The 23,445-nt window shown below is 40.6% G+C and carries 22 protein-coding genes and 1 other annotated feature; all 22 genes read right to left on the bottom strand.

Annotation, left to right across the window (positions count from 1 at the left end):
• Positions 1–24: 24 nt before the first annotated feature.
• The 22 genes from pyrR to SPD53_RS02790 all read right to left on the bottom strand — a co-directional run bounded on the left by pyrR (position 25) and on the right by SPD53_RS02790 (position 23,404).
• The gene (gene pyrR / locus SPD53_RS02895; RefSeq protein ID WP_336251621.1) at positions 25–567 is read right to left on the bottom strand and encodes a bifunctional pyr operon transcriptional regulator/uracil phosphoribosyltransferase PyrR; all 543 of its coding nucleotides are present in this window, start codon (positions 565–567) and stop codon (positions 25–27) included.
• Positions 568–732: 165 nt separating this feature from the next.
• Positions 733–1,644, bottom strand: a complete 912-nt coding sequence (locus SPD53_RS02890; RefSeq protein WP_336251620.1) for an RluA family pseudouridine synthase — start codon at positions 1,642–1,644, stop codon at positions 733–735.
• Entirely contained in the window at positions 1,641–2,120 is a 480-nt protein-coding gene (gene lspA / locus SPD53_RS02885) for a signal peptidase II (RefSeq protein ID WP_336251619.1), read from the bottom strand. Before lspA ends, SPD53_RS02890 begins: the two co-directional genes overlap by 4 nt.
• Positions 2,121–2,452: 332 nt before the next feature.
• Complete coding sequence (gene ileS / locus SPD53_RS02880; RefSeq protein WP_336251681.1) at positions 2,453–5,203, bottom strand: isoleucine--tRNA ligase; 2,751 nt, start codon at positions 5,201–5,203, stop codon at positions 2,453–2,455.
• Between the two features lie 623 nt (positions 5,204–5,826).
• Positions 5,827–6,049: a binding site (T-box leader), on the bottom strand.
• 56 nt (positions 6,050–6,105) lie between these two features.
• Positions 6,106–6,609, bottom strand: coding sequence for a DivIVA domain-containing protein (locus SPD53_RS02875; protein WP_188855659.1), 504 nt, complete (start codon positions 6,607–6,609; stop codon positions 6,106–6,108).
• Between the two features lie 106 nt (positions 6,610–6,715).
• Positions 6,716–7,492: a YlmH family RNA-binding protein gene (locus tag SPD53_RS02870; RefSeq protein ID WP_156855523.1), complete on the bottom strand. Its 777-nt coding sequence runs from the start codon at positions 7,490–7,492 to the stop codon at positions 6,716–6,718.
• 26 nt (positions 7,493–7,518) lie between these two features.
• Positions 7,519–7,782, bottom strand: a complete 264-nt coding sequence (locus SPD53_RS02865) for a YggT family protein (RefSeq protein ID WP_156855524.1) — start codon at positions 7,780–7,782, stop codon at positions 7,519–7,521.
• A gap of 18 nt (positions 7,783–7,800) precedes the next feature.
• Positions 7,801–8,217 (bottom strand): cell division protein SepF, encoded by a 417-nt coding sequence (locus SPD53_RS02860; RefSeq protein ID WP_156855525.1) that lies wholly within the window; start codon positions 8,215–8,217, stop codon positions 7,801–7,803.
• Between the two features lie 27 nt (positions 8,218–8,244).
• Complete coding sequence (locus tag SPD53_RS02855) at positions 8,245–8,916, bottom strand: YggS family pyridoxal phosphate-dependent enzyme (RefSeq protein WP_156855526.1); 672 nt, start codon at positions 8,914–8,916, stop codon at positions 8,245–8,247.
• 26 nt (positions 8,917–8,942) lie between these two features.
• Positions 8,943–9,749 (bottom strand): peptidoglycan editing factor PgeF, encoded by an 807-nt coding sequence (gene pgeF / locus SPD53_RS02850; RefSeq protein ID WP_336251618.1) that lies wholly within the window; start codon positions 9,747–9,749, stop codon positions 8,943–8,945.
• Positions 9,750–9,829: 80 nt separating this feature from the next.
• Complete coding sequence (locus SPD53_RS02845) at positions 9,830–10,090, bottom strand: YlmC/YmxH family sporulation protein (RefSeq protein WP_156855527.1); 261 nt, start codon at positions 10,088–10,090, stop codon at positions 9,830–9,832.
• Between the two features lie 113 nt (positions 10,091–10,203).
• Positions 10,204–10,986 (bottom strand): RNA polymerase sporulation sigma factor SigG, encoded by a 783-nt coding sequence (sigG, locus tag SPD53_RS02840; RefSeq protein WP_156855528.1) that lies wholly within the window; start codon positions 10,984–10,986, stop codon positions 10,204–10,206.
• Positions 10,987–11,111: 125 nt separating this feature from the next.
• Positions 11,112–11,831 carry an RNA polymerase sporulation sigma factor SigE gene (gene sigE, locus SPD53_RS02835; RefSeq protein ID WP_156855529.1) on the bottom strand — a complete coding sequence of 240 codons (720 nt, stop codon included), beginning with the start codon at positions 11,829–11,831 and terminating at the stop codon, positions 11,112–11,114.
• Positions 11,832–11,843: 12 nt separating this feature from the next.
• Positions 11,844–12,764 carry a sigma-E processing peptidase SpoIIGA gene (gene spoIIGA / locus SPD53_RS02830; RefSeq protein ID WP_336251617.1) on the bottom strand — a complete coding sequence of 307 codons (921 nt, stop codon included), beginning with the start codon at positions 12,762–12,764 and terminating at the stop codon, positions 11,844–11,846.
• 241 nt (positions 12,765–13,005) lie between these two features.
• Positions 13,006–14,145 carry a cell division protein FtsZ gene (ftsZ, locus tag SPD53_RS02825; protein WP_156855531.1) on the bottom strand — a complete coding sequence of 380 codons (1,140 nt, stop codon included), beginning with the start codon at positions 14,143–14,145 and terminating at the stop codon, positions 13,006–13,008.
• Between the two features lie 65 nt (positions 14,146–14,210).
• Complete coding sequence (gene ftsA / locus SPD53_RS02820; protein WP_156855532.1) at positions 14,211–15,494, bottom strand: cell division protein FtsA; 1,284 nt, start codon at positions 15,492–15,494, stop codon at positions 14,211–14,213.
• A gap of 217 nt (positions 15,495–15,711) precedes the next feature.
• Positions 15,712–16,539 carry a cell division protein FtsQ/DivIB gene (locus tag SPD53_RS02815; protein ID WP_336251616.1) on the bottom strand — a complete coding sequence of 276 codons (828 nt, stop codon included), beginning with the start codon at positions 16,537–16,539 and terminating at the stop codon, positions 15,712–15,714.
• Between the two features lie 475 nt (positions 16,540–17,014).
• A complete protein-coding gene (gene spoVE, locus SPD53_RS02810) occupies positions 17,015–18,127 on the bottom strand; it encodes a stage V sporulation protein E (RefSeq protein ID WP_336251615.1) in 1,113 nt (370 codons plus the stop codon).
• Between the two features lie 72 nt (positions 18,128–18,199).
• Entirely contained in the window at positions 18,200–19,549 is a 1,350-nt protein-coding gene (murD, locus tag SPD53_RS02805; RefSeq protein ID WP_336251614.1) for a UDP-N-acetylmuramoyl-L-alanine--D-glutamate ligase, read from the bottom strand.
• Positions 19,546–20,529, bottom strand: coding sequence for a phospho-N-acetylmuramoyl-pentapeptide-transferase (gene mraY / locus SPD53_RS02800; RefSeq protein WP_156855535.1), 984 nt, complete (start codon positions 20,527–20,529; stop codon positions 19,546–19,548). The genes murD and mraY overlap by 4 nt, the downstream gene beginning before the upstream one ends.
• 17 nt (positions 20,530–20,546) lie before the next feature.
• Positions 20,547–21,929 (bottom strand): UDP-N-acetylmuramoyl-tripeptide--D-alanyl-D-alanine ligase, encoded by a 1,383-nt coding sequence (locus SPD53_RS02795; RefSeq protein WP_336251613.1) that lies wholly within the window; start codon positions 21,927–21,929, stop codon positions 20,547–20,549.
• A 2-nt stretch (positions 21,930–21,931) separates the two neighbouring features.
• Positions 21,932–23,404 carry a UDP-N-acetylmuramoyl-L-alanyl-D-glutamate--2,6-diaminopimelate ligase gene (locus SPD53_RS02790; protein WP_336251612.1) on the bottom strand — a complete coding sequence of 491 codons (1,473 nt, stop codon included), beginning with the start codon at positions 23,402–23,404 and terminating at the stop codon, positions 21,932–21,934.
• Between the last annotated feature and the right edge of the window lie 41 nt (positions 23,405–23,445).

Genomic DNA, 23,445 nt, shown 5'->3' with positions numbered 1-23,445 from the left:
TTTAGTTAAAAGTTGTTTCGTTATTCATTTTTCATAAATGGAAACATGGTCATCTTCATCTACTTCATCTAACTGAACGACAATAATTTCCTTCTCTGATGTAGGTATGTTCTTTCCTACATAATCTGCACGAATCGGTAATTCGCGATGTCCCCGGTCTATCAACACACCGAGCTGAATCTGGGATGGTCTCCCAAGGTCAATCACTGCATCCATTGCTGCACGAACCGTTCGTCCGGTATACAGCACATCATCTACTAGGACAACAAGTTTCCCACTAACATCTACATTGATACTAGAAGATTTCAGTTCGGGTTCATCATTACTCGTCACCTTTTCCAGGTCGTCACGGTATAGTGTAATGTCCAGTTCACCCGTTGGAACGGTAATATTTTCAATTTGTTTAATTTTTTGCTGGAGACGTTTTGCAAGTGGTACCCCACGCGTTTTGATTCCGACAAGGATCAGGTCATCTGCTCCTTTATTTTTTTCAAGTATTTCATGAGCCATCCGCGTTAGCGCCCGGTTCATTGCTGGGGCATCAAGAACGGTTGCTTTCTTCTTCATTCGCTTGGTTTCCTCCTATGTTCTCCATATAAATAATCCCTTTTTCACACGAGGAAAAAGGGATTCATAAAATGACAGCATTTTTACCGATCCTTTTTAGCCTCACGGGACTATGATTAAAGGTCTTCTTATTTTTATACATTATTTCAAACTTTGATTCATATGTCAATACATTTTCTCAATTATTTTTAACGCATCATTGAAATAGGTCGGAATGGCTGATTCGAATTCCAACCATTTTCCTGTGATCGGATGGGTGAAACTAACCTTTTTGGCATGGAGCGCTTGACCACCCAAATCAATCGTCTTTCTAGGACCATATAATGGATCTCCAACAAGCGGATAACCGATATATCTCATATGCACACGGATTTGGTGCGTTCTTCCAGTCTCCAGCTTACATTCAATAAATGAATAATCAGGGAAATGTTTCAGTACATGAAAATTGGTAACAGCTGACTTGCCATTATCAACGACAGCCATCCGTTGTCTATTCTTCGGATCTCTTCCGATGGGAGCGTCAATTATCCCTGTTTCATGAGGGATTTCTCCATGAACAAGCGCAATATACTTCCTTTCCACTTCCCGGTTTGCAAATTGCTCTGATAAGCCGATATGTGCTTGATCGTGTTTCGCAACAACTAACAATCCGCTCGTATCCTTATCTATCCGGTGGACAATCCCTGGTCGTTCTACACCATTAATACCTGAAAGATCGTTACAGTGATAAAGGAGTGCATTCACTAAAGTTCCCGAGCCATGTCCAGCTGACGGGTGTACGACCATTCCTCTCGGTTTATTCACGACAAGCAAGTCACTGTCCTCATACATAATATCAAGTGGAATATTTTCCGCTGTAATTTCAAGAGCTTTCACTTCCGGAATTTGCCACTCAATGACGTCCCCTTCTTCGCATTTATAATTTGCTTTAACTTGTCTTTCATTCACCTCCACGTAGCCCTCCGCAATCCATGTCTGAATTTGGGACCGGGAGCGGTCGGGATTTACTCCAGATAACAGCTTATCTATCCTTACTTGATTTTGTTCCGGTGTTACAGTATGGGTTTGAAAACTCATGCTTTTTCCTTTTCCTTCCTTTTTTCATTTCGTTCCTCAATAATTGTTACAATAATAATTAGGATTACACCGATTGTCAGTGCCGAGTCCGCAACATTAAAGATGGGAAAATTATAATTAAAAATAGTAAAATCAGCAAAATCCACTACTTCATGCCTGAACAATCGATCGATAAAGTTACCAATTGCTCCTCCAATAATTATTCCTAAGGAGATTCCGAGCAGTTTATTACCACGGGCATATTTATGCATATAGTAAACGGCTGCGGCAATAAATACGAGAGTAATGATATAAAAGAAAATCATTTGTCCTTGTAAAATCCCCCAGGCTGCTCCACTATTACGGTGTGAAGTTAAATGAAAGAATCCATCAATGATAGGAATGCTTTCTCCAAGTTCCATATTAATAATAACCAGCCATTTCGTAATTTGATCCAGTGCAATAATTGCTAAGGCGATGAGATAATATGTCAGCATGCAGCAACCTCCGAAAAATGCTTCGATTAATTTTTTTCCTTTATTTATCTTATACTGTACAGATATGAAACACAAGACTGAACCTCTCATGCCTGAAATCACGAGTGTTCTTGGTTTATTCGTAAAGTGAAACTTCATTCAGTGGGGGATCCTTCCCCCTATTGAATGTTAGTTGAACAGAATCAGGTATTTACGGACTGTATAGCCCCCACCTTCACATGTTGGGCTTTCCTCCTGTTTAGAAGTGGGGTATTACAGACCGTTAATGCGTGATAAACATGAGTTATCAAATGAAAAGACTGCTCCTTCAAGTAGAAAGAGCAGCCTTGTTATTAAGCTTCGTAATATTCCTTAACAACAGATGCACAGCGGGTACAAAGGGTTGGATGATCTTGGTCCTCTCCGACTGTTTCGGATGATACCCAGCAACGTTCACATTTTTCACCAGGATGTACCTCGACAAGTACGTTTACATAGCGGTATTCTTTCGCTTTTGGTTCTTCACCTTTAATTACTGCCTCTGAAACAATTAAGTATTGATGGAGATATTCCATTGATTCCAATACTTTCTTCGTTTCTTCATCGCGGGGAACCAATGTTACTTTAGCTTCTAATGGTTTACCGATCAATTTGTCATTTCTGGCTTCTTCTAATGCTTTCAATACATCATCGCGTACGTTCATGAATTGATCCCATTTCGCTTTGTCTAATCCTTTTATTTCTCTTGGTTCCGGGATATCTGTCAATTGGACATACTTCTCTTCGACCCCCGGAATGTATTCCCATACTTCTTCAGCTGTATGCGGAATAATAGGTGTAAGCAGCTTAACAAGTGTTGTCAAGATTTCATAAAATGCTGTTTGGATACTACGTCTGCGTCTATCGTCCGGTTTCTCGATATAGAGAATATCTTTCGCAAAGTCCAAGTAGAAGGAACTTAAATCTACGGAACAGAAGTTATGAACTTCGTGGAAGATTGGCGAGTATTCATAAACCTCGTAAGAATTACGTGCATCAGCCAATACTTCCTGCAAACGATTAAGCATGAATAGATCAATTTCTTCCATCTCTGACTCAGGTACCTGATCCGTTGCAGGGTCAAAATCAGCTAAGTTTGCCAACATGAAGCGGAATGTATTTCTAATCTTCCGGTATGCTTCTGAGGTTTGTTTTAGAATATCATCAGAAATTCTAACGTCAGCCTGGTAATCGACTGATGCAACCCAAAGACGCAAAATGTCTGCACCTAATTGTTTCAATACTTTACCTGGAACGATGACGTTTCCTAATGATTTACTCATTTTCCTGCCATCTCCATCAAGGACAAATCCGTGACTGACAATTGATTTATAAGGTGCTTTACCTGTTACAGCAACTGCTGTAGAGATGGATGAGTTGAACCAACCACGATACTGGTCACTACCTTCTAAATAAATATCAGCTGGGCGGCGGTGATCTTTACGATTCATTAATACTCCTTCATGGGTTGAACCGGAGTCAAACCATACGTCCATAATGTCGGTTTCTTTCGTAAACTCTCCATTTGGACTATGCGGAGAAGTAAATCCTTCCGGCAATAGATCTTTCGCTTCTTTTTCAAACCAGATATTAGAACCATGCTCTCTAAATAGTTCAGATACATGACTAATCGTTTCTTCTGTAATGATTGGTGTATTATCCTCCGCGTAAAAAACTGGAATTGGTACGCCCCAAGTTCGTTGTCTTGAAATGACCCAGTCTTCACGGTCTCTTACCATGTTATACAGGCGGGTTTCTCCCCATTTCGGGAACCATTCGACATTTTTAATTTCTTCAAGAATATCTTGACGGAAATCTTTAATCGATGCAAACCATTGTGGTGTTGCACGGAAAATAGTCGGTTTCTTTGTCCGCCAGTCATGAGGATAGGAATGCGTAATGAAGGTAAGTTTTAATAATGCACCGACTTCCTCTAACTTCTCTGTTATTGCTTTATTCGCTTTATCATAGAACATTCCTTCAAAACCTGGTGCTTCGTCTGTAAATACTCCACGGTCATCAATTGGAGAAAGTGCGTCAAGTCCATAACTCTGAGCTACATAGAAATCATCTTCCCCGTGTCCTGGTGCAGTATGGACACAACCAGTACCAGCTTCTGTCGTTACATGGTCCCCAAGCATGACAAGTGAATCACGGTCATAGAATGGGTGGCTTGCGACAACTTTATCAATTTCTTGTCCTTTAAACTGTTTAACAACCTGTGGATTGCTCCACCCTAGCTCTTCAGCCACCGTCTCAAGCAATGATTCAGCAACTACATATTTTTCGTTCTCGACTTCTGCTACGACATATTCGAGGTCCGGGTGAACACTGATTCCAAGGTTAGCTGGAAGTGTCCATGGTGTTGTTGTCCAGATAACAATTTTTTCTCCTTCAGTTAACACATCTTTTCCATCTTTTACTTCGAACGTAACATAAATGGATGGGGAGCGTTTGTCATAGTATTCAATTTCCGCTTCAGCAAGTGCTGACTCAGACGAAGGAGACCAATTAACTGGCTTTAATCCTTTATAAATGTAGCCTTTTTTCGCCATTTCACCGAATACTTTAATTTGTGCAGCTTCAAAGTCTTTTGTGAGTGTGATATAAGGATTATCCCAGTCACCGCGGACACCTAATGATTTAAACTGCGTCCGTTGATTGTCAATTTGCTCTAATGCATACTCTTCACAGAGTTTACGGAATTCCGGTACAGGGATTTCCTTTCGATTAATCTTCTTTTTCTTTGTGAGTGCCGTTTCAATCGGTAATCCGTGCGTATCCCAACCAGGAATATATGGTGCGTGGTAACCGGTCATCGACTTATAACGAATGATGAAGTCTTTTAAAATTTTGTTCAAGGCATGCCCGATATGCAAATCTCCATTCGCATATGGTGGTCCATCATGAAGAATAAATAATGGGCGACCTTTCGTACGTTCCTGCACTTTTTCATAGATATTATCTTCTTCCCATTGTTCACGGCGTACGGGTTCTTTATTTGGTAAGTTTCCACGCATTGGGAACTTTGTTTTCGGCATCATTAAGGTTTCTTTATAATCCATCATGCATTTCCTCCTTCAAATTCGTTTCGGCATAATTTATAAACAAATCATCATAACTCAACTTTCATCGTCTGAAACAACCAACTACTCCTTCATTCAGCGTAAGTGCGCAACTCTCTTTCCGGGGACACCTCTCGCTTTCCGCGGGCGGCTGGTGAGCCTCCTCGGGCTGTCGCCCTGCGGGGTCTCACCTATGCCTATCCTCCCGCAGGAGTCTCGAGGTGTCTGGACTGCTCCCAGGGAAGGCCGAATTTGGAACACTATTTTTCATTTAAGGAATAGAACTCTCATCATAGTGGGATAGTTTCCGTTAATAATAACCCTCTCTACCAGTTCAGTTGCCCGGTGGACGGTGACTCCTGCGGGAATAGCACGAGTCCGGAGACCCCGCAGGGCGGTAGCCCGAGGCAGACTAAGTTCGCCACGTCCTGTGGCAACGTCTGCATTAGCACGTCCTGTGCGTCGAGGCTTCGGCTGTGCCCGCGGAAAGCATCCGTCCACCGGGCAACTGAACGGCGATTAGAAATCTAGCCACGAGAACGAGCAGTATCACTTACGCTGAATGAAAGCAATTGTTTTTTAGTATGAAAGTTGAGTGGTAACAAAAAAGTCCTCTCTATCCCAAAAGGGACGAGAAGACTCGCGGTACCACCCTTATAAATTTAAATGACATATTTAAATTCACTCAAGAATCTCTTAACGGTGATGAGCCGTCCACTATTACTATCATTTCATAGTGGATACATCAGGAGTGATGTTCTAAAAGCTATCTGTATCAGGCTTCCACCTTTCCCTGACTCGCTTACCAGACATATACTTTTATACTGTCTCCGTCACTGTATCTATCACATAATGTTTACTTGTATGAATTATATGTAAAAAATCCTTTGTCGTCAAGCCTACTATGCGTTATTTTTTAATAATTCATCCTCATCACCAATTTCAGCTTCGAAAAGCTCGTCCCAATCGTTCGTTTCAATCATATCAAGCTGTGCTTCGACAATTGCTTTCAGGCGGGTGCGGAATACTTTCGCTTGTTTCTTCAATTCCTCCACATCCATTGCAATTCGTCTTGATTTGCTTAATGCTTCGTTAATGATGCGATCTGCATTCTTTTCAGCTTCTTTAATGATTAACTTAGATTCTTTTGTTGCGTTGCCTTTCACTTCCTCAGCAGTTTCCTGTGCAACAAGGATTGATCTATTTAAGGTCTCTTCAATATTTGTGAAATGACCTAACTTTTCTTCAAGCAGTTCAACTTTCTCTTCTAAATTCTTCTTTTCCCTTATGACCATTTCGTAGTCTTTCACGACTTGATCAAGGAATTCATTGACCTCATCTTCATCATAACCACGGAACTTACTTGAAAACTCTTTATTATGAATATCTAACGGTGTTAACGGCACAAAGGCCACCTCCCTAAGTATAAGAAATCCTATTCATTTATTTTAATATGACTCTCTTTTATAATTCGACATAAAATAAAAAAATCCTGCATAAACAGATATTTTTTTATTCCAATGTCGCAGTAGTAATCCGCCATTTCTCTTTTCTTGTCTGTCCTTCGATCTGAACAACTTTGCTTCGTCCCTTACCTCGAAAAGACAATAAATCACCCGCTCCAAGGGGATATTTTGTATCTTGAACTACTTTATGATTCACTTTAACTAATTGCCGGTCTATCGCTTGTTGGGCATCCTTCCGTGACATACGGTAAATTTCTTTTAGCACAGTATCCAATCGGAGTGAAGATACCGTCTTATTAGACTCGACCCAATTCGGACGAGGGATGCGGACACTTGCCAGTTCTTTTTCCGCCAGTTTGATCTTCGCATGTTTCACCGATGTAAGATTCATCACAATATAAGGACTAATTTCAGCCGCAACGATAATTTGAATCGTTCCATCTGCAACAAAGATATCCCCAAGCTTTTCACGCTTCACACCAGAAGATAGAAAGGCACCCATCGCATCTCGGTGTGTCAGTGTGACAAATTTTTCCTGATAGGTTGCCTCGAGAAGTGTTAATTGAAAACTCTCCTCGGTTATTTCTTCATAGAATGGTGCAATAATCATTCTTTTTCTTTCTGTATGCGGGGAACCCCCGAACGCTTCGATTTGCAGTTCTTCATTCCCCGTACCGATAATTGTTTCAACAATTTGCTGCTCACGCGGATCTAAGAAATCAGTGAGCTTCGGAATATAACTCCGTTCTACTTGCTCTTTCCAGGAAAGGACCTGGTCAATGAACGGGGCTTCCTCATTACGAAAATGCTGATAAATATCCATTTCATACTTCCTTTAATTTCATTACTTTAGAAGAACATCCGGAAGAATGTTTCTAATCCCATTCCCGCGAAACGCAGAACGATGATCGCTACAATCGGGGAAACATCAATCATCCCTAACGGCGGAATGAAGCGTCTGAATATTTCTAAGTATGGTTCTGCGATTCTTCCAATTAATTCTCCAAATGAAGATTCCCGTGCTCCCGGAAACCAAGACATTAAAATATAGATAATCAATATCCAAGAATAGATATAGATTGCAAAACTAAAGAGACTTAAGAGTTGATTCATCAAAAACTACCTTTCTTTTTATAATTCGTCTTCATACAAATAGGACTCAGAAATCGATCCTGTTACGTCAACACTTTCAGGGGTACAGAGGAATGTCTCTGCGCCAAGCTTCTGTATGTCACCGTTTAAGGCATAAACAGTACCGCTTAAGAAGTCCACAATCCGTTTTGCCTGGTGGCTTTCCACTCTTTGCAAATTGATTACAACGGACCGCTTATTGACGATATTATCAGCTATTTCTTGTGCCTCATTATAGGATCTTGGCTCACAGAGGACAACTCTCTGAGCAGGCTGCTGTACACTTTGCAGATTCACGACATTCTGAGACTTTTGCTTAGGCGTTACTTTATCCGGCAAGTTGTCCTCTTCAATATACTCGTATTCATACTCATCGTCCATTGTAAAGTAGTTTTTAATCTTATTTTTAAAACTCATTTTCTCACCTCTTCTTAACGGGTAGGTTTATTCACCGACTAGCTTCGAACCGATCCGAATGTGGGTTGCTCCTTCTTCAATTGCAATCTCATAGTCATTACTCATTCCCATGGATAAATAATGGCACGGCGCATGAGTATATTTTTTATCTCTTATTGTATCACGTAAAGTTGCTAGTTCGCGGAAGACACGGCGAATTAGTTCTTTATCTTCCACGTGCGGGGCCATCGTCATCAAGCCGACAACTCTAACCTTGTCATATTTTTCAATTTCTTTAATAAAATCTTCTACTTCTTCTACTTTGAGACCGTGCTTCGTCTCTTCTTCACTTACATTAACTTGTATGAAGCAATCGATTGGCTCTGTTGCGCGCTTATTTATTTCTTTAGCGAGTGATATCCTGTCGAGTGAATGGATCATATCGACTTTGTCAATGATATCCTTTACTTTCCTTGACTGCAGCGTACCAATGAAATGCCAATTCGCGCCTTCCCCAACTGCTTCATATTTTTCTAAAAATCCTTCCGTTCGATTTTCCCCAAAATCTTTAATTCCTGCTGCAACTAATTCTTTATTTCGTTCAATTGTAACATATTTCGTTACGGCAATTAATGAAATATCTTCCTTTTTTCGATTGCTGCGCTCACAAGCTTCTGCAATATGATTTGTAATCTCCTCAAGATTCGTTGCTACAACCATTTTTCATAACAATCTCCTTCATAACATTATTCCAACATGCCAATAAATCCGAGCATTCGACCGGTTCGTCCCTGGTCGCGTCGATGAGAGAAAAATAGATCATGCTCCCGATACGTACAATAATTTGTTATATCTATATTATGCCTTAATATGCCACAATGTAAAAGGATTTCCCTATTCAACTCTTTCAGGTCCAATGAATAGCGCCCGCCACCTTTATCAGTAAGCACCTTCTCACGAACATCTGTAGCAATTTGGGATGCGACATATTCATCCACCTCATAATGTTCCGGTGAGATGCCAGGTCCAATCGTCACAAGAATATTCTCCCGTATAGAGCCATTTTTCTCAAATTGTGTAACCATTTCTTTTGCTATTTCCTTTACGGTACCTTTCCAACCCGCATGGGCGATCCCAATTATTTCTGCTTCCGGATCATAGAAGAACAAGGGGATACAATCTGCATAAAAAGCAGTGAGTAAGAGACCTTTTTCTTTAGTCAGAATGCCATCTGTATTCTTTAGCGCGGAGGCTGTTGATGCCGCTCCTTTACCTTTATCCGAGGCAGTTACAAGTTGTACCTTATTTCCGTGAACTTGCTCGCTGACAACCCAGCTTTCCAAGGGAAAACCGGTTAATGCCGCAAGAGTGCTCCGATTCTCTAATACATCTTCTGTAACATCTTGAACATGGAGACCACAATTAAAGCTTAAGAAATCTCCTTGACTGACACCACCATTTTTTGTAGTAATCCCGCCAACGAGTGACGGTGATAACCCTTTCCAGTTAATTAAGCGTAATAATTGCTTTTCTTTAATAATAAAAGGTTCCATCTCCAAGCACGCCCCCTCTACTTTGCTTCATTTTATCATATTTTGTCTAATAGATAACACTTAAAGATGTACTTCTTTTTTTATGGGAGCATTAATTTCCGCTGATCGGCGGACTCTTTCACTAGAATAACGTCTGTTCCGATTCGTAAAATTTGCTTCCATAGTACTTGAACCTCCTCAGCCTTTCCAAAGAAACCACCCTTTGTATCGCGGTCTGCAAGAATGAGTGCAATAATTTTACCTGTCCGTACATCAATTTCCAAATCAATAATAAAACCTAATCTTCTTCCGTCCACAACGGAAATAACTTCCTTCATTTGCAGTTCAGATAACCGTATCATAAAATTTCACCCCTCTTATTATACTATATGCCGGATGCATCTCATTTTAAGACAAAAGAAAAAAGCAGGGGAACCTGCTTTTTATTCTTAGGGAAGCCTATGATCTATAAGTACTATTCAAACATTCGTTTATTCATTTGCTTAATAGCCGCTTTCTCTAATCTTGATACTTGCGCTTGTGAGATTCCGATTTCTTCAGCGACTTCCATTTGCGTCTTTCCTTGGAAAAATCGTTTGTTAACAATCATCTTTTCCCGTTCATTTAATTGTACGATACCTTCCTTGAGCGATATTTTATCATCCCAGTTAGTCGCCTTGTCTTTCTCATCACTAATTTGATCGACAACATAAATCGGGTCACCCCCATCATTATAAATCGGTTCAAACAAGGAGACTGGTTCTTGAATTGCATCAAGGGCAAATACAATGTCTTCTTCAGGGATTCCCGTTTCTTCGGCAATCTCTTTATGTGTCGGTTCTCTTGAAGTTTTACTCATCAAGAGTTCCCTCGCTTGCAGGGACTTATAAGCGATATCCCGGAGTGAACGGGATACACGGATTGGATTATTATCTCTGAGATAACGACGGATTTCACCGATAATCATCGGTACCGCATAAGTGGAGAAGCGCACATTATGACCTAAGTCAAAGTTATCAATCGATTTCATTAGTCCAATACAACCGACTTGAAATAAATCATCAACATATTCTCCGCGGTTATTAAAGCGCTGAATGACGCTCAATACAAGTCGTAAATTTCCATTTACTAACTCTTCCCGCGCCGAGAGATCATCCTTTTCCTGAAGCCTTATGAACAACTTTTTCATTTCTTCATTTGTTAGTACAGGTAGTTTCGATGTATCCACACCACAAATCTCTACTTTATGTCTAGCCATTTCTGTTCAACCCTCCCAGATGTCGATGCTGTTCAAGGTCAGTATCTCCCTCTAAAAGGATTTTTATGCAGGCTGATAAAAGTAAGAAATTGGGAAATCATAGCAAAGTCAAGTAAGCTATGTGGTTACATCATTTTATTAAATTCTTTTTGAAGTCTACGAATAATCTTCTTCTCCAATCTAGAAATATATGATTGCGAAATGCCTAACATATCGGCTACATCTTTCTGGGTTTTTTCTTCTTGGCCTTGAAGACCAAAGCGCAGCATCATGATTTGCTGTTCCCGTTTGTTAAGCTGGGACAATGCATCCCGTAATAAATTTTTATCAACTGTAGACTCAAGGTTCTTCGTTATAATATCTTCCTCTGTTCCGAGTACATCGGATAACAATAATTCATTTCCATCCCAATCAATATTTAAGGGCTCGTCAAAAGATATCTCTGATTTCAATTTGTTTGTACGCCGCAAATACATTAAAATTTCATTTTCAATACAACGGGAAGCATATGTTGCCAATTTAATCTTCTTTTCCGGTTTAAATGTATTAACTGCTTTAATGAGTCCAATCGTTCCGATGCTGATTAAATCCTCAATATTAATACCAGTATTCTCGAATTTACGAGCAATATATACGACAAGGCGTAAATTCCGTTCAATCAATACTGCTCTTGCCGATTGATCCCCTTTCGTTAATAATTTCAAGAGTTCCGCTTCCTCTTCTTTATTCAAGGGCGGAGGTAAAGCTTCTTTACCGCCGATATAATAAATTTCACTTGATTTTATTTTCAGCTTAAATAATAAACGATACCATAAAATTCGCAAACGTAATTTCCACATGTCCATCTACCCTTTCTATTATGCAGAATAGTGAATAGCCGTTTTGATCAGTTCGGGCTGTAACAAACAGTGATAGCTTCCATCTCCGGTTAAATTGCCAAATTGAATTCCGACGAGAAAATCCGTCGTATAAATTTCTTTGTTATCGTAATAAATCGTAATATCATCAGGTATAATCGTGAATAAAAAACCGTTCCCCCCTTCAACCCCTTGATATGGAATAATCCGTAATTGGTCGACCCATTGCTTTGGAATCTTATCCATATCCAATGTTTCATGGGCAATCATAAGCTGTTCCCAATCTTTCTTATCAAACCAGGGAGATAAAAATGTTTCGTCACATATGATGACAGGTTTTTTTGTAAATGGGTCGACAAGCTGATTTCCGCTATCAATAAAACTTTCCGTGGAATGACTCACCCCGTTGATTTTTAATGTCACTGGGATTGTCGCATCATAACGGATCTTATCTTGTACGTGCTTGTCCATACGCTGTTTCGTAAAAATCCAAACAAGCGGAAAGCAAACAACAATGAACAACCAGCTTAATGGATCACCGAACCCTTTGTTATACGTGACAAACCCTGTTTCAGAAACGGTGATTGGTTGCTGGATAAGGAAGTGGAGGGCAATCAATCCCCCGCCGACAGCGAAACTCATCAAGTAAAATAAAGAGACCAGTTTCACCAGCCGATAAATTGTTTTAAAACCAAAACTGCTTAAAATAATAATGATGGAGAAAATGACTTTGCCGATTACACTCGTAAAAAAGGAGTTCGGATAATAAATGGATAATGGTACTATCAAAGAGGCGACAAATGCACCAAAAGCCAAGCGGTAACGACTCGTATGTAATTTTGCTAATTTGTCTGTCAGTAACAGCAGCATGTAATCCAGCAGGAAGTTAAGTAGCCATACCGCGTCAAGATAGATTGCCAATACACTCTCCCTTTCTCCCGATTTGATTCGTGATGGGTTTATACTTGATGTAAATTGAAGTATAGACCAGCCACTATGAAAAGTCTGTCAGTTCTTGTATGCGATAAACAACTTCTTTTCACTAAACCTTCCGGGGTTTGTCGGAACGAGACAATAGAAAAAATAAGTAACAGAAAAAAGCCGAGGCATAACTTGTTAGTAAGTTATGCCTCGGCTTTTTTAATCAGATTCAATGTTTGCATTAACGATTGCGATTACGGTTCCTTAAGAATGTCGGGATATCCAGTTCATCTTCCTCCACTTTCGGGCGAGGATTATTTGGTTTCATTTCCCTTTGCGGCTGTTCTTCCGGTTCGCGGGTAGCTGCTTGTTGTCTTTCCGCAATCGATGGTCGCGTATCCCGTTTCGGTTTATTCGACTTCTGGGCGTTCTCATCAAAACCTGTTGCGATCACAGTAACGACGATCTCATCATTCAGATTCTCATTAATAACTGAACCGAATATTACGTTCACTTCTTCATCGGCTGCATTCGTTACGAGATCAGCTGCTTCCTGCACTTCATACAGACTCAAGCTCGTTCCACCGGTGATATTCATTAGAATACCGTGAGCACCATCAACGGATGTTTCAAGAAGCGGGCTAGAAATAGCTTTCTTCGCTGCTTCTGTTGCTCTAGTTTCTCCTGTCGCAATTCCGATTCCCATTAGTGCAGACCCTTTGTCAAACATAATTGTTTTAACGTCAGCAAAGTCAACGTTAATCAGACCCGGCTTCGCAATTAAGTCAGAGATCCCTTGGACCCCTTGTCGTAAAATATTATCTGCTTCACGGAACGCTTCCAGCATTGGCGTATTTTTATCGACTATTTCAAGTAAACGATCATTCGGAATTACAATTAATGTATCTACATTACTCTTTAATGTTTCAATCCCGGCTATGGCCTGATTTGCTCGACGCCTGCCTTCGAAGGAAAATGGACGAGTTACAACACCAACGGTTAATGCGCCTAGCTCTTTCGCGATTTGCGCGATTACCGGCGCAGCACCTGTACCTGTCCCCCCACCCATTCCTGCAGTTACGAAAATCATATCAGCTCCTGAAAGTACTTCTTCTAATTGTTCTTTACTTTCCTCTGCTGCTTTTTTTCCAACTTCCGGGTTCGCACCTGCTCCAAGACCACGAGTTAGTTTCGCTCCGATCTGAACTTTAACTTCTGCCTTGGATAAATTTAAAGCTTGAGCATCTGTATTAACAGCGATAAATTCCACGCCTTCTACTCCGTGCTCAATCATGCGGTTAACTGCGTTGTTCCCGCCGCCACCAGCACCGACAACTTTTATTTTCGCTAACTCCTCCATATTTGTATCAAATTCCAACATACTTCGTTCCTCCTAATATGCAAAATTACAGATGTTTAAAAAGCTGATTCATCTTAATCTTTGAATCAATCAAAGAAATATTTAAACAGATTAGCAATTCCAGATTCTTTCTTTTTCTTTTTCTCTTTTGGTTCTTTCGGTTTTACTTGTTTCGGATTCCGTTTTACGTTTGGTTCGTGTTCCACTTCGGTAACAGCTGGGTATAACTGTTTCCCTTGGATTTTCGCATTACGGTATGCAAATTGCAATATACCAACACCTGTTGTATAGAGCGGTTCCCTTACACCTATGTAATCCGGAATTGCAATGCGGACATTTGAATAGAATAAGCTTTGAGCAAGCTCTAAAACCCCTGGCATCGCCATTGTTCCGCCGGTTAAAACAAATCCGCCCGGTAACTCATGGAAGCCCATCCGTCTGATTTCACGATCGGCAAACTCAAATATTTCTTCCATTCTTGCTTCAATCATATCAGAAATCTGCAGCTGATTATACGTTTGTCTCTTATCACTGCCAATTATTGACACTTCAAAAGTTTCTTCTTCGTTCGCTTCATCGTAATAAGCATAACCATAGTTAAGCTTAATATCTTCGGCTTCCTCTGTTGAAGTGCGAAGGCCAATGGACAAATCTTTCGTAATATTGTCGCCGCCAAGCGCAATCGTACTTGTCGCTACGAGATAATCATTTTCATAGATGGATACTGTTGTGCAACCGCCACCTACATCAATAAGGGCGACACCCATATTTTTCTCGTCATCAGATAATGCCACAGCACCTGCTGCGAGCGGTGAGAGACAGATATCTGAAACCTCAAGCCCTGCCCGCTCTACACATTTCAATGTATTATGTAAGACAGTCTTCGAACAGGTGATTAGTGTCCCTTCCATCTCAAGACGAACACCAATCATTCCGCGTGGATCCGTAATGCCATCCAAGCCATCTACAATAAACTGTTCAGGAACCACATCGATAATTTCCCTTTCTGGAGGAATTGAAACCACCTGTGCTCCGTCTAACACTCTTGTAACATCTTCATCCGTAATTTCTCTGTCTTCGCTTTGGACAGCAACTACACCATGACATGGCTGCAGCCAAATATGATTCCCGTTAATTCCAACTACGACACGATTAATTTCCATGCCTACCATTCTTTCCGCTTGCTCAACCGCATTCCGAATAGATTGCACCGTCTGATCGATATCGACAATCGCACCTTTTTTCATACCTAGGGACTTGGCAGTGCCAACCCCAATTATATTTAATGAATCATTCAATACTTCTCCAATAATAACTTTGATTTTCGTTGTTCCAATATCTAAACTTACTAGAATTTCGCTATTATTCAAGAAAAGGCACCCCCTCATTCAGCATAATCGTTCAAGAACATGAACAGATCATTTTATCTTAAAGTTTCGTATTTTTCTAAGTCTTGTTAATTATTAATTCAACATGACAAAGATGATTTCCTTTAAAATAAGAAAATAATCTTGTCACCTTCTATACTTTTCGTGTGATTCATTCGTTTTTTGACGTTTTTACCTGATTATTAAAGGTTCATTCGCTTTATTCTTCAGATTCCTCCGTTTCAGACTCATCCATCGGCTCTTCTTCATTAGCGGCATCTTCATCATCCTCCGCTTCGAAAGCCTCAAAATAGACCCCGACACCCATATGTATAACACCTTTTACTTCTGGGTCAAGCTGGGAAACGACAGAAGGGTAAGTAGTCATACCTTCTGCAAAGTCTCGGATCGAACTTTGCACGATAAAACCATCGCTCATATAAAATAATACATTGTTCTTATTATCTTCTGTTGGTTGCCAGTACATCTCAGAAATTAAGTCTAGAATATCTTTTGGTAATTTATTCAATTCATTAGCAGCTTTAGCCAAATATTCTTTATCTGTAAATCCGATTAATAACGGAGCTTCGCCTGTAAATGATTGATGCTCTATGGTTTCCAGAAGTTCCCCACTTTCAAGCACCGGAAAATAGATTCCTTCTTCATCTTCAAGGATACCGATAATTTCTTTTTCCTGTACGGTGATCGCAACCGTATTTGGCAGTTTCCTGTCCACCGTCACCTTGTCTATTATCGGACTATTCTCCAAGGATTCCTCAATTGCTGCAAAATCAATTGCCCAAATGTTTTGCTTCTCAGATAGACCGCTGATTTCCACAATCTCTTCATCTGGTATAAACGAGTTATTATGAACTGTTACTTGTTTTACCTCACTTAATGGTGATTGGAGATAAACAATAATCGAGATTAGGAAGAAAAAGATTGTCGTATAAAAAACTAAACGCCGATTCGCTTTTTTCTTACGGGCTTCTTTTAATTTTGGAATACGGTCCTCAATGGAAACAATATTCTTATTGTTTTTATTCATCTCCATTTCTTCCTTTGTCAGCATACTAAATCTTTTTATTTTCACTTTTTACCGCTGATAACGTAATTGTATAGAAATTCAACTTTGTTATCAGGTTATTAGAATTATATCATAGATTAGTATGTAATCGATAGTTTACTTGTCATAGATTTGAAAGTTTTTACTGGTAAAACAAGTAAACCATCAATTTCATAAAGTGAAACTTCATTCAGTGGGGATTTCCTTACCTCCCCCACCTTCACATGTTAGGCTTCCCTCATGTTTAAAAGTGGGGGTATTACAGACCGTTAATACGTGATGAAAATTCATGCCGGATCAAACTTGTTTTTTAAAAATACAGTTCCACTACCAAAGTCCGCAGTCCCGATACCTCTCACTTTCCGCAGGTGGCTGGTTAGCCCGTGGAAAGCGAGAGGCGTATGAAGGATGCGGATGATCTTGGAAAGAAGCAGTTTTTATCTAATTGTATTAAATGCTATATTTTCGAGTGGATGCTGATGTTTAGGAGGATGCCCACGGAGCAGAGGGTGAGAGTTAGGGATGAGCCTCCGTAACTTAGGAATGGAAGTGTGATTCCTGTGACTGGTATAAGACCGATGACGACACTGATGTTTATCATCACTTGTATAATCAACATCGCAACGATTCCTAAAGCCAAATACCTTGCAAAAGGATCAATGGATTCTAAAGCTATTTTAATCCCTCGCCAAAGCATGAGGAAAAACAATAGAATCAAGCCTACTCCGCCAATGAAACCTAGCTCTTCTGCAAGAATTGCAAAGATAAAATCAGTCTGCGGTTCCGGTAAATAAAAGTATTTTTGTAAGCTATTACCCATTCCAAGCCCCATCAGCCCGCCTGGCCCAATCGCATACAAAGATTGGATAATTTGAAAACCATCACCGAGAGGGTCTTCCCAAGGGTTTAGAAAGGCAACAATTCGATTTATCCGGTATGGAGCCGATATGATTAAAAAAGCAAATCCAATCAAGCCAACTAAGCCTAACCCTACAAAATGGGAGATTCTGGCACCCGCAATAAAAAGCATGATGACGCAAGTAAGTACTAAAACGAGACCTGTGCCTAAATCCGGTTGTAACATAATTAAACCGAAGGCCGTAAAAATGAGAAGCAGGGAAGGCAAAAATCCTTTCGTAAAAGAAGTGATATATTTCTGTTTTTCCGATAAAAGAGCGGCAAGGAAAACAATCAGACCAAGTTTCATAAATTCAGACGGCTGAATACTAAATGCTCCGACACCAATCCAGCTGCGCGCCCCTCCCCGAATCATTCCAATTCCCGGGATTAGAACGAGGATAAGCAAAATGAAACAGCCAAGCAGAATAAAATTAGAATATTTCTTCCAAGTCGTATAAGGGATCAGCATAAAAAAGAGCATCGCGATAAAACCGACACCGGCAAACAGCAGTTGCCTTTTTAAATAATAGAACTCATCTCCAAATTTATAAAGCGACCATACATGTGAAGCACTATATACCATAATGATCCCAACAATTAAGAGTGCGACAATAACGGTGAGCAGCAAAATGTCTGGTCGGTTCTCAGCCTTCGTGAGATTCCTAAGCATGAAAAAACCCCTTTCTTCCAAGAATAGGGGCAATTCAACTATATTGCAGTCCGTTCAATGTTGTCCAAGCCCCTATAACAGTTTATGCACGGCTTGGATAAACATGTCTCCTCTTTCTTCAAATGTCCGATACTGATCCCAGCTTGCACATGCTGGCGACAAGAGGATCACATCATTCTCTTCTGAGATTCCGTAACCCTTTTGAACAGCATCTTCTACGTTTTCCGCTGTTAAAACATGAGGAATACCTGCTTGTTTTGCTACTTCATTAAACTTTTCCTTCGTCTCTCCAAAGCTTACGAGGCCTTTCACATTTTTCAGATGAGGGATGAGCCCTGTAAGGTCGTCACCACGATCCAGGCCACCTGCAAGTAGAATAGTTGGTTGTTTAAAGGAAGCTAAAGCTTTTTCGGTTGCGAGCATATTCGTCGCTTTCGAATCGTTGTAAAAGTATCGACCCTGCAAATTTGTTACATATTGAAGACGGTGCTCTACACCAGCGAAGGTTGTTAATACTCTTTCAATCCCTTCATTCGTTGCACCTGCCAATTTTGCTGCACAAATCGCTGCAAGGATATTCTCTAAATGGTGATCACCAACAAGAACAATTTTTTCTACGTCCATAATCTTCTCATTTAGGAAATAAATCGCTTCTCCATCGGACCAGGCACCATTTTGAACTTCCCTTGTAGTAGAAAATGGGATTCGTCTTGCTCGCGTATCAGCTATTGCTGTCGTGATATCCGAATCGTCCGCATTATAGATTAAATAGTCATCTTCCGTCTGGTTGCGGAATATATTATATTTCGCTTGTTTATAATTTTCGAGTGATTTGTGATAATCAAGATGTGCTTGATAGATATTTAAGATAACCGCGATATTTGGCCGGAAATCTATCGTTCCTTGAAGCTGGAAAGAAGACAGTTCTAATACTAATGTTTCATCATCTGTTAAACTTTCTGCAACCTCTGTAGCTACGATACCGATATTACCAGCTACTTTAACCTGTTGCTTGCTTTCCTTTAATATTTTAGTTGTAAGAGTCGTCGTTGTTGTCTTTCCGTTTGAACCGGTAATTCCAATTAATGTACCAGGAACGAGTTGATAGGCAATTTCTATCTCCGTCACAATTGGGATATTCCGCTTCACCGCTTCGATCAGTACGGGATTATCATAAGAAATACCCGGATTTTTAACGATGATTTCAATTCCTTCTAAAACAGATAATGGATGGGAACCCAGTACGATTTCAGCACCGAGCGCCACAAGGTCTTGAACGACCGTTGACTTGGTCGTCAATTGCTGGTCATTCACCCTTACCTGTTTACCGTTTTTAAGTAATGTTTTTGCAGCTGCTGTTCCACTTCTGGCCAAGCCGAGAACAAGCACATGATGATATGGAAAAGCCTCTAGTTTTCTCAATTTAAGCCCACCTCAATAAAAATCCCTAATGCGGCAAACACGAATCCTACTAGCCAGAATGTGGTAACGACACGCCATTCCGACCAACCCATCAGTTCATAGTGGTGATGTAATGGGCTCATTTTAAAGACACGTTTACCAGTTGTTTTAAAGGAAATCACCTGGATGATCACGGATAATGTCTCAATAACAAAAACACCACCGATTATAACTAGGAGGATTTCCATTTTTGTAAGAATTGCTACAGCTGCTATTGCTCCGCCCAGTGCAAGGGATCCAGTGTCACCCATGAACACTTTAGCAGGATGGGCATTGAACACGAGAAAGCCCAGCAGCGCCCCTGCTGATGCCAGTGAAAAGACCGCGATATCGTTCTGCGGCATTCCATATACTGCTAATATTGCAAATGCCCCAAATGCAATGGCTGCTGTACCTGCAAGCAGTCCATCCAATCCATCCGTCAAGTTGACCGCATTGGAAGAGCCTACGAGCATAAAAATTACTAAGATTGCATAAAACCAACCAAGTTCCCATTGGATATTCGTCCCCGGAATTTGGATATAGGTTGAAAAATCATTCGCCTGTAAAACAAAAAAGAATAGAAGTGCAATTACGATTTGGCCGATTAACTTCTGCAGGGAAGTTAGACCAAGGTTCCGCTTCATGACAACTTTGATGAAATCGTCAAGAAAGCCTACAAGTCCGTAACCAAATATGACGAGTAGCAATAACCAAACTTCGTATCCGATTGTTCCGCTCACTTTCCACACCATGATCAGCGAGGTGATTATAATGCTTAGTACGATCATAATACCGCCCATCGTTGGCGTACCGCTCTTTTTTTGATGTGATTCTGGTCCTTCTTCGCGAATACTTTGTCCAAACTTTAATCTTCTTAAAAATGGAATGAAAAGCGGCGAAAAAAGAACAGTAATTAAAAATGATATCCCTATCGTCATTATTAAAGTAGTTATATTCATGTCAAGTTCCCCCTCAATTACTGCTCCTTATCTTCTTGCTCGATCACGATGTCTTCAACCATTGTTTCAAACTGAAGGCCGCGTGATGCTTTAAACAAAACAAGACTCATCTCTGTAAGGTGCTGATTTAATTCGCTCATTAATGCTTCCTTTGTCCCGAAATGTTTACATTGAATTTCACTGTCCTGGACATTTTCAGTAATCAATTTTGCTTTTTCCCCATATGTATACAAGTGGGTGATTGGAGAAGTAATCACGTCCGCTATCGAGCGGTGCAACGCGTCTGCGTATTCCCCAAGTTCAAGAACATCACCGAGGACAAGTATTTTCGTATCGAAGCCTTCTATCTGTTTAATTACTTCAATTGCTGCTTTCATCGATGTTGGTGAGGCGTTGTACGAATCGTTCACAACGGTTGCCTGATGTTTTGACTTCAATAATTCAAAACGCATCGCCGAATGTGCCAGAGCTTGTAAGCCCGCTTCTCGTTTCTCCTCAGAGATATGGAGTAACTCGGCAATTTGAAGAGCAAACCCAGCATTTTTTGCGTGATGTTTACCAAGTAGAGGAACCTGAAAGTGGCGGCCATGTGCATCCGTGAAAGCTGTCCCATCCACTGTAATATCTACGTCACTAAGTCGGAATTCATTATCCGCATTAAAACCACAGCGGATAATATCCACTGAATCGTCCGTATGTATGTCTTGCAGAAGCGATTCATCACCATCAACAATTAATGTGCCGCCTTCTTTTAGCCCATTGATTATTTCAAGCTTGGCTTTTGCAATCCCTTCCCTTGAACCAAGGTATTCAATATGTGATTCCCCGATATTCGTAATAACTGCATAATCAGGCTTTGCAATCTTTGTTAGTACATCAATTTCACCGAAACCGCTCATTCCAAGCTCGAGTACAAGCACTTCCGTATCACGGGGCATACTAAGAATCGTTAATGGTAAGCCGATATGATTGTTCAAATTTCCTAATGTGGCATGTGTATTGTAAGTTGTCTTCATAATTGCAGCTACAAGGTCCTTCGTCGTCGTCTTCCCATTTGATCCGGTAATCCCGATGACAATCGGATTAATCTCTTCTCGATAGTATGCGGCCAGCTGTTGTAAGCCTGCTGTTGTATCTTCTGTGAAAAAAACTGGAAAATCACGCGGGATAGAAGGAGGCAACTCCTCCTTCTCATCCCATACAATTGCAACCGCGCCATTTTCTATCGCTTGTTCTACGTAATCATGGCCATTAAGCTGATCCCCGATAATCGGAATAAATAAAGCATGATCTGTTTTCAACCGACTATCTGTTGTAATTCGATTGATTGCAAGAGAATCATCAAGTGATTCATGATGGTTCGTAAATACGTATTTTAATTCTTTCACTGTAAATAACATCGTTAAAACTCCTTATTTAAAAACGCGTTTTTAGCTACAATCCGGTCGTCAAATGGATATCTCTCACCGGCAATTTCCTGATATGTTTCATGCCCTTTCCCTGCTATTACGACAAGGTCGTCAGCTTCGGCTATAGACATGACTTTCTCGATTGCAGCTTTCCGGTCGATGATTATCTCATAAGTTTGCTCATATCCATCCAATGCCTGCACCATATCATCGATAATCGCTCGCGGATCTTCGGTTCGGGGATTATCTGAAGTGAAAATTGCATAATCTGCATGCCAAACGGCTTCCTGCGCCATAAGCGGGCGTTTCGCCGGGTCGCGGTCTCCGCCACAACCAAGCACACAATAAAGCTTCCCCGTTTTAAGTTCCTTGCATGTTTCAAGAATATTTTTCACCGCATGCGGCGTATGGGCATAGTCCACAATTACTCCGAACGGTTGCCCGAAATCGACCGTCTCGAATCGTCCAGGAATTGGTGGAACAACCTGAAGTGTATCTTTAATGATATGCAGCGGAATATCGTTAATCAGCGCAGCAGAGGCCGCTGCAAGCATATTATAAATATTAAACTTGCCGGTAAGCCTACTCGTAATTTTAACCGTTCCGACTGGTGTTTTCAATTGAAATATCGTACAGTCTTGTGAAAGCTCAATTTCATCAGCCATTACGTCTGCTTCACTATCGATCCCATAGGTTATAGTAGGAAATGCACTCGTTTTTTTCAGCAATCCTACATATTTATCGTCTGCATTGATGATGGAATACTTTCTTCTCCCGTCATAGGTGTTCCCGAGCCGTGAGAATAATTGACTTTTAGCAAAGATATAATTGAACTCATACTTATGATAATCCAAATGGTCCTGACTTAAATTGGTAAATATTACCGTATCAAAATCACAGCCATATACTCTTCCTAAATCAAGACCGTGTGAAGATACTTCCATAATCACCTGTTCAACCCCTGAATTCCTCATGTCGTGAAAAAGCTGTTGAAGGATGAGCGCGTCTGGCGTCGTATTATTCGTTTCCTTAAGGCGCTCCCCAACTTTATTATGAATTGTCCCGATCACACCAGTTTTCTTTCCAAAATGGTTGTATATTGCATCGAGAAGATAGCTGACCGTCGTTTTCCCATTTGTTCCTGTAATTCCAATTAAAGGGAGCGCTGTTGTTGGACTGTCATAAAATGCACTCGCTATTATTGCAAGAGCCCGTACCGAATCATTCACATAAATAACCGGAACTTTGCTCTCGACTTCTTTTTCTGCAATAATGACACGCGCGCCCTTTTCAATCGCATCTTGAACATAGAGATGCCCATCTGTCTGAAAGCCTTCAATACAGATGAATAAACTCCCTGGCGTCACCTGGCGGGAATCTGCATGGATAGCAGTTATCTCTATTTCCCCAGCTTCTTCAGTCAAACTTATAAAAGGCAGCGTCTGAATCAATTCGCTTAATTTCATCGGTTCACCCTTCTCCAAAGAACTATACCGATGGGAAAAGG

The organism is Oceanobacillus sp. MO10714A (assembly GCF_037072045.1).
In the GTDB taxonomy this organism is placed as follows: Bacteria; Bacillota; Bacilli; order Bacillales; family Amphibacillaceae; genus Oceanobacillus; species Oceanobacillus indicireducens.
The sequence above is the reverse complement of the archived record's forward strand: the minus strand, read 5'-3'. Positions and strand labels throughout refer to the sequence as shown.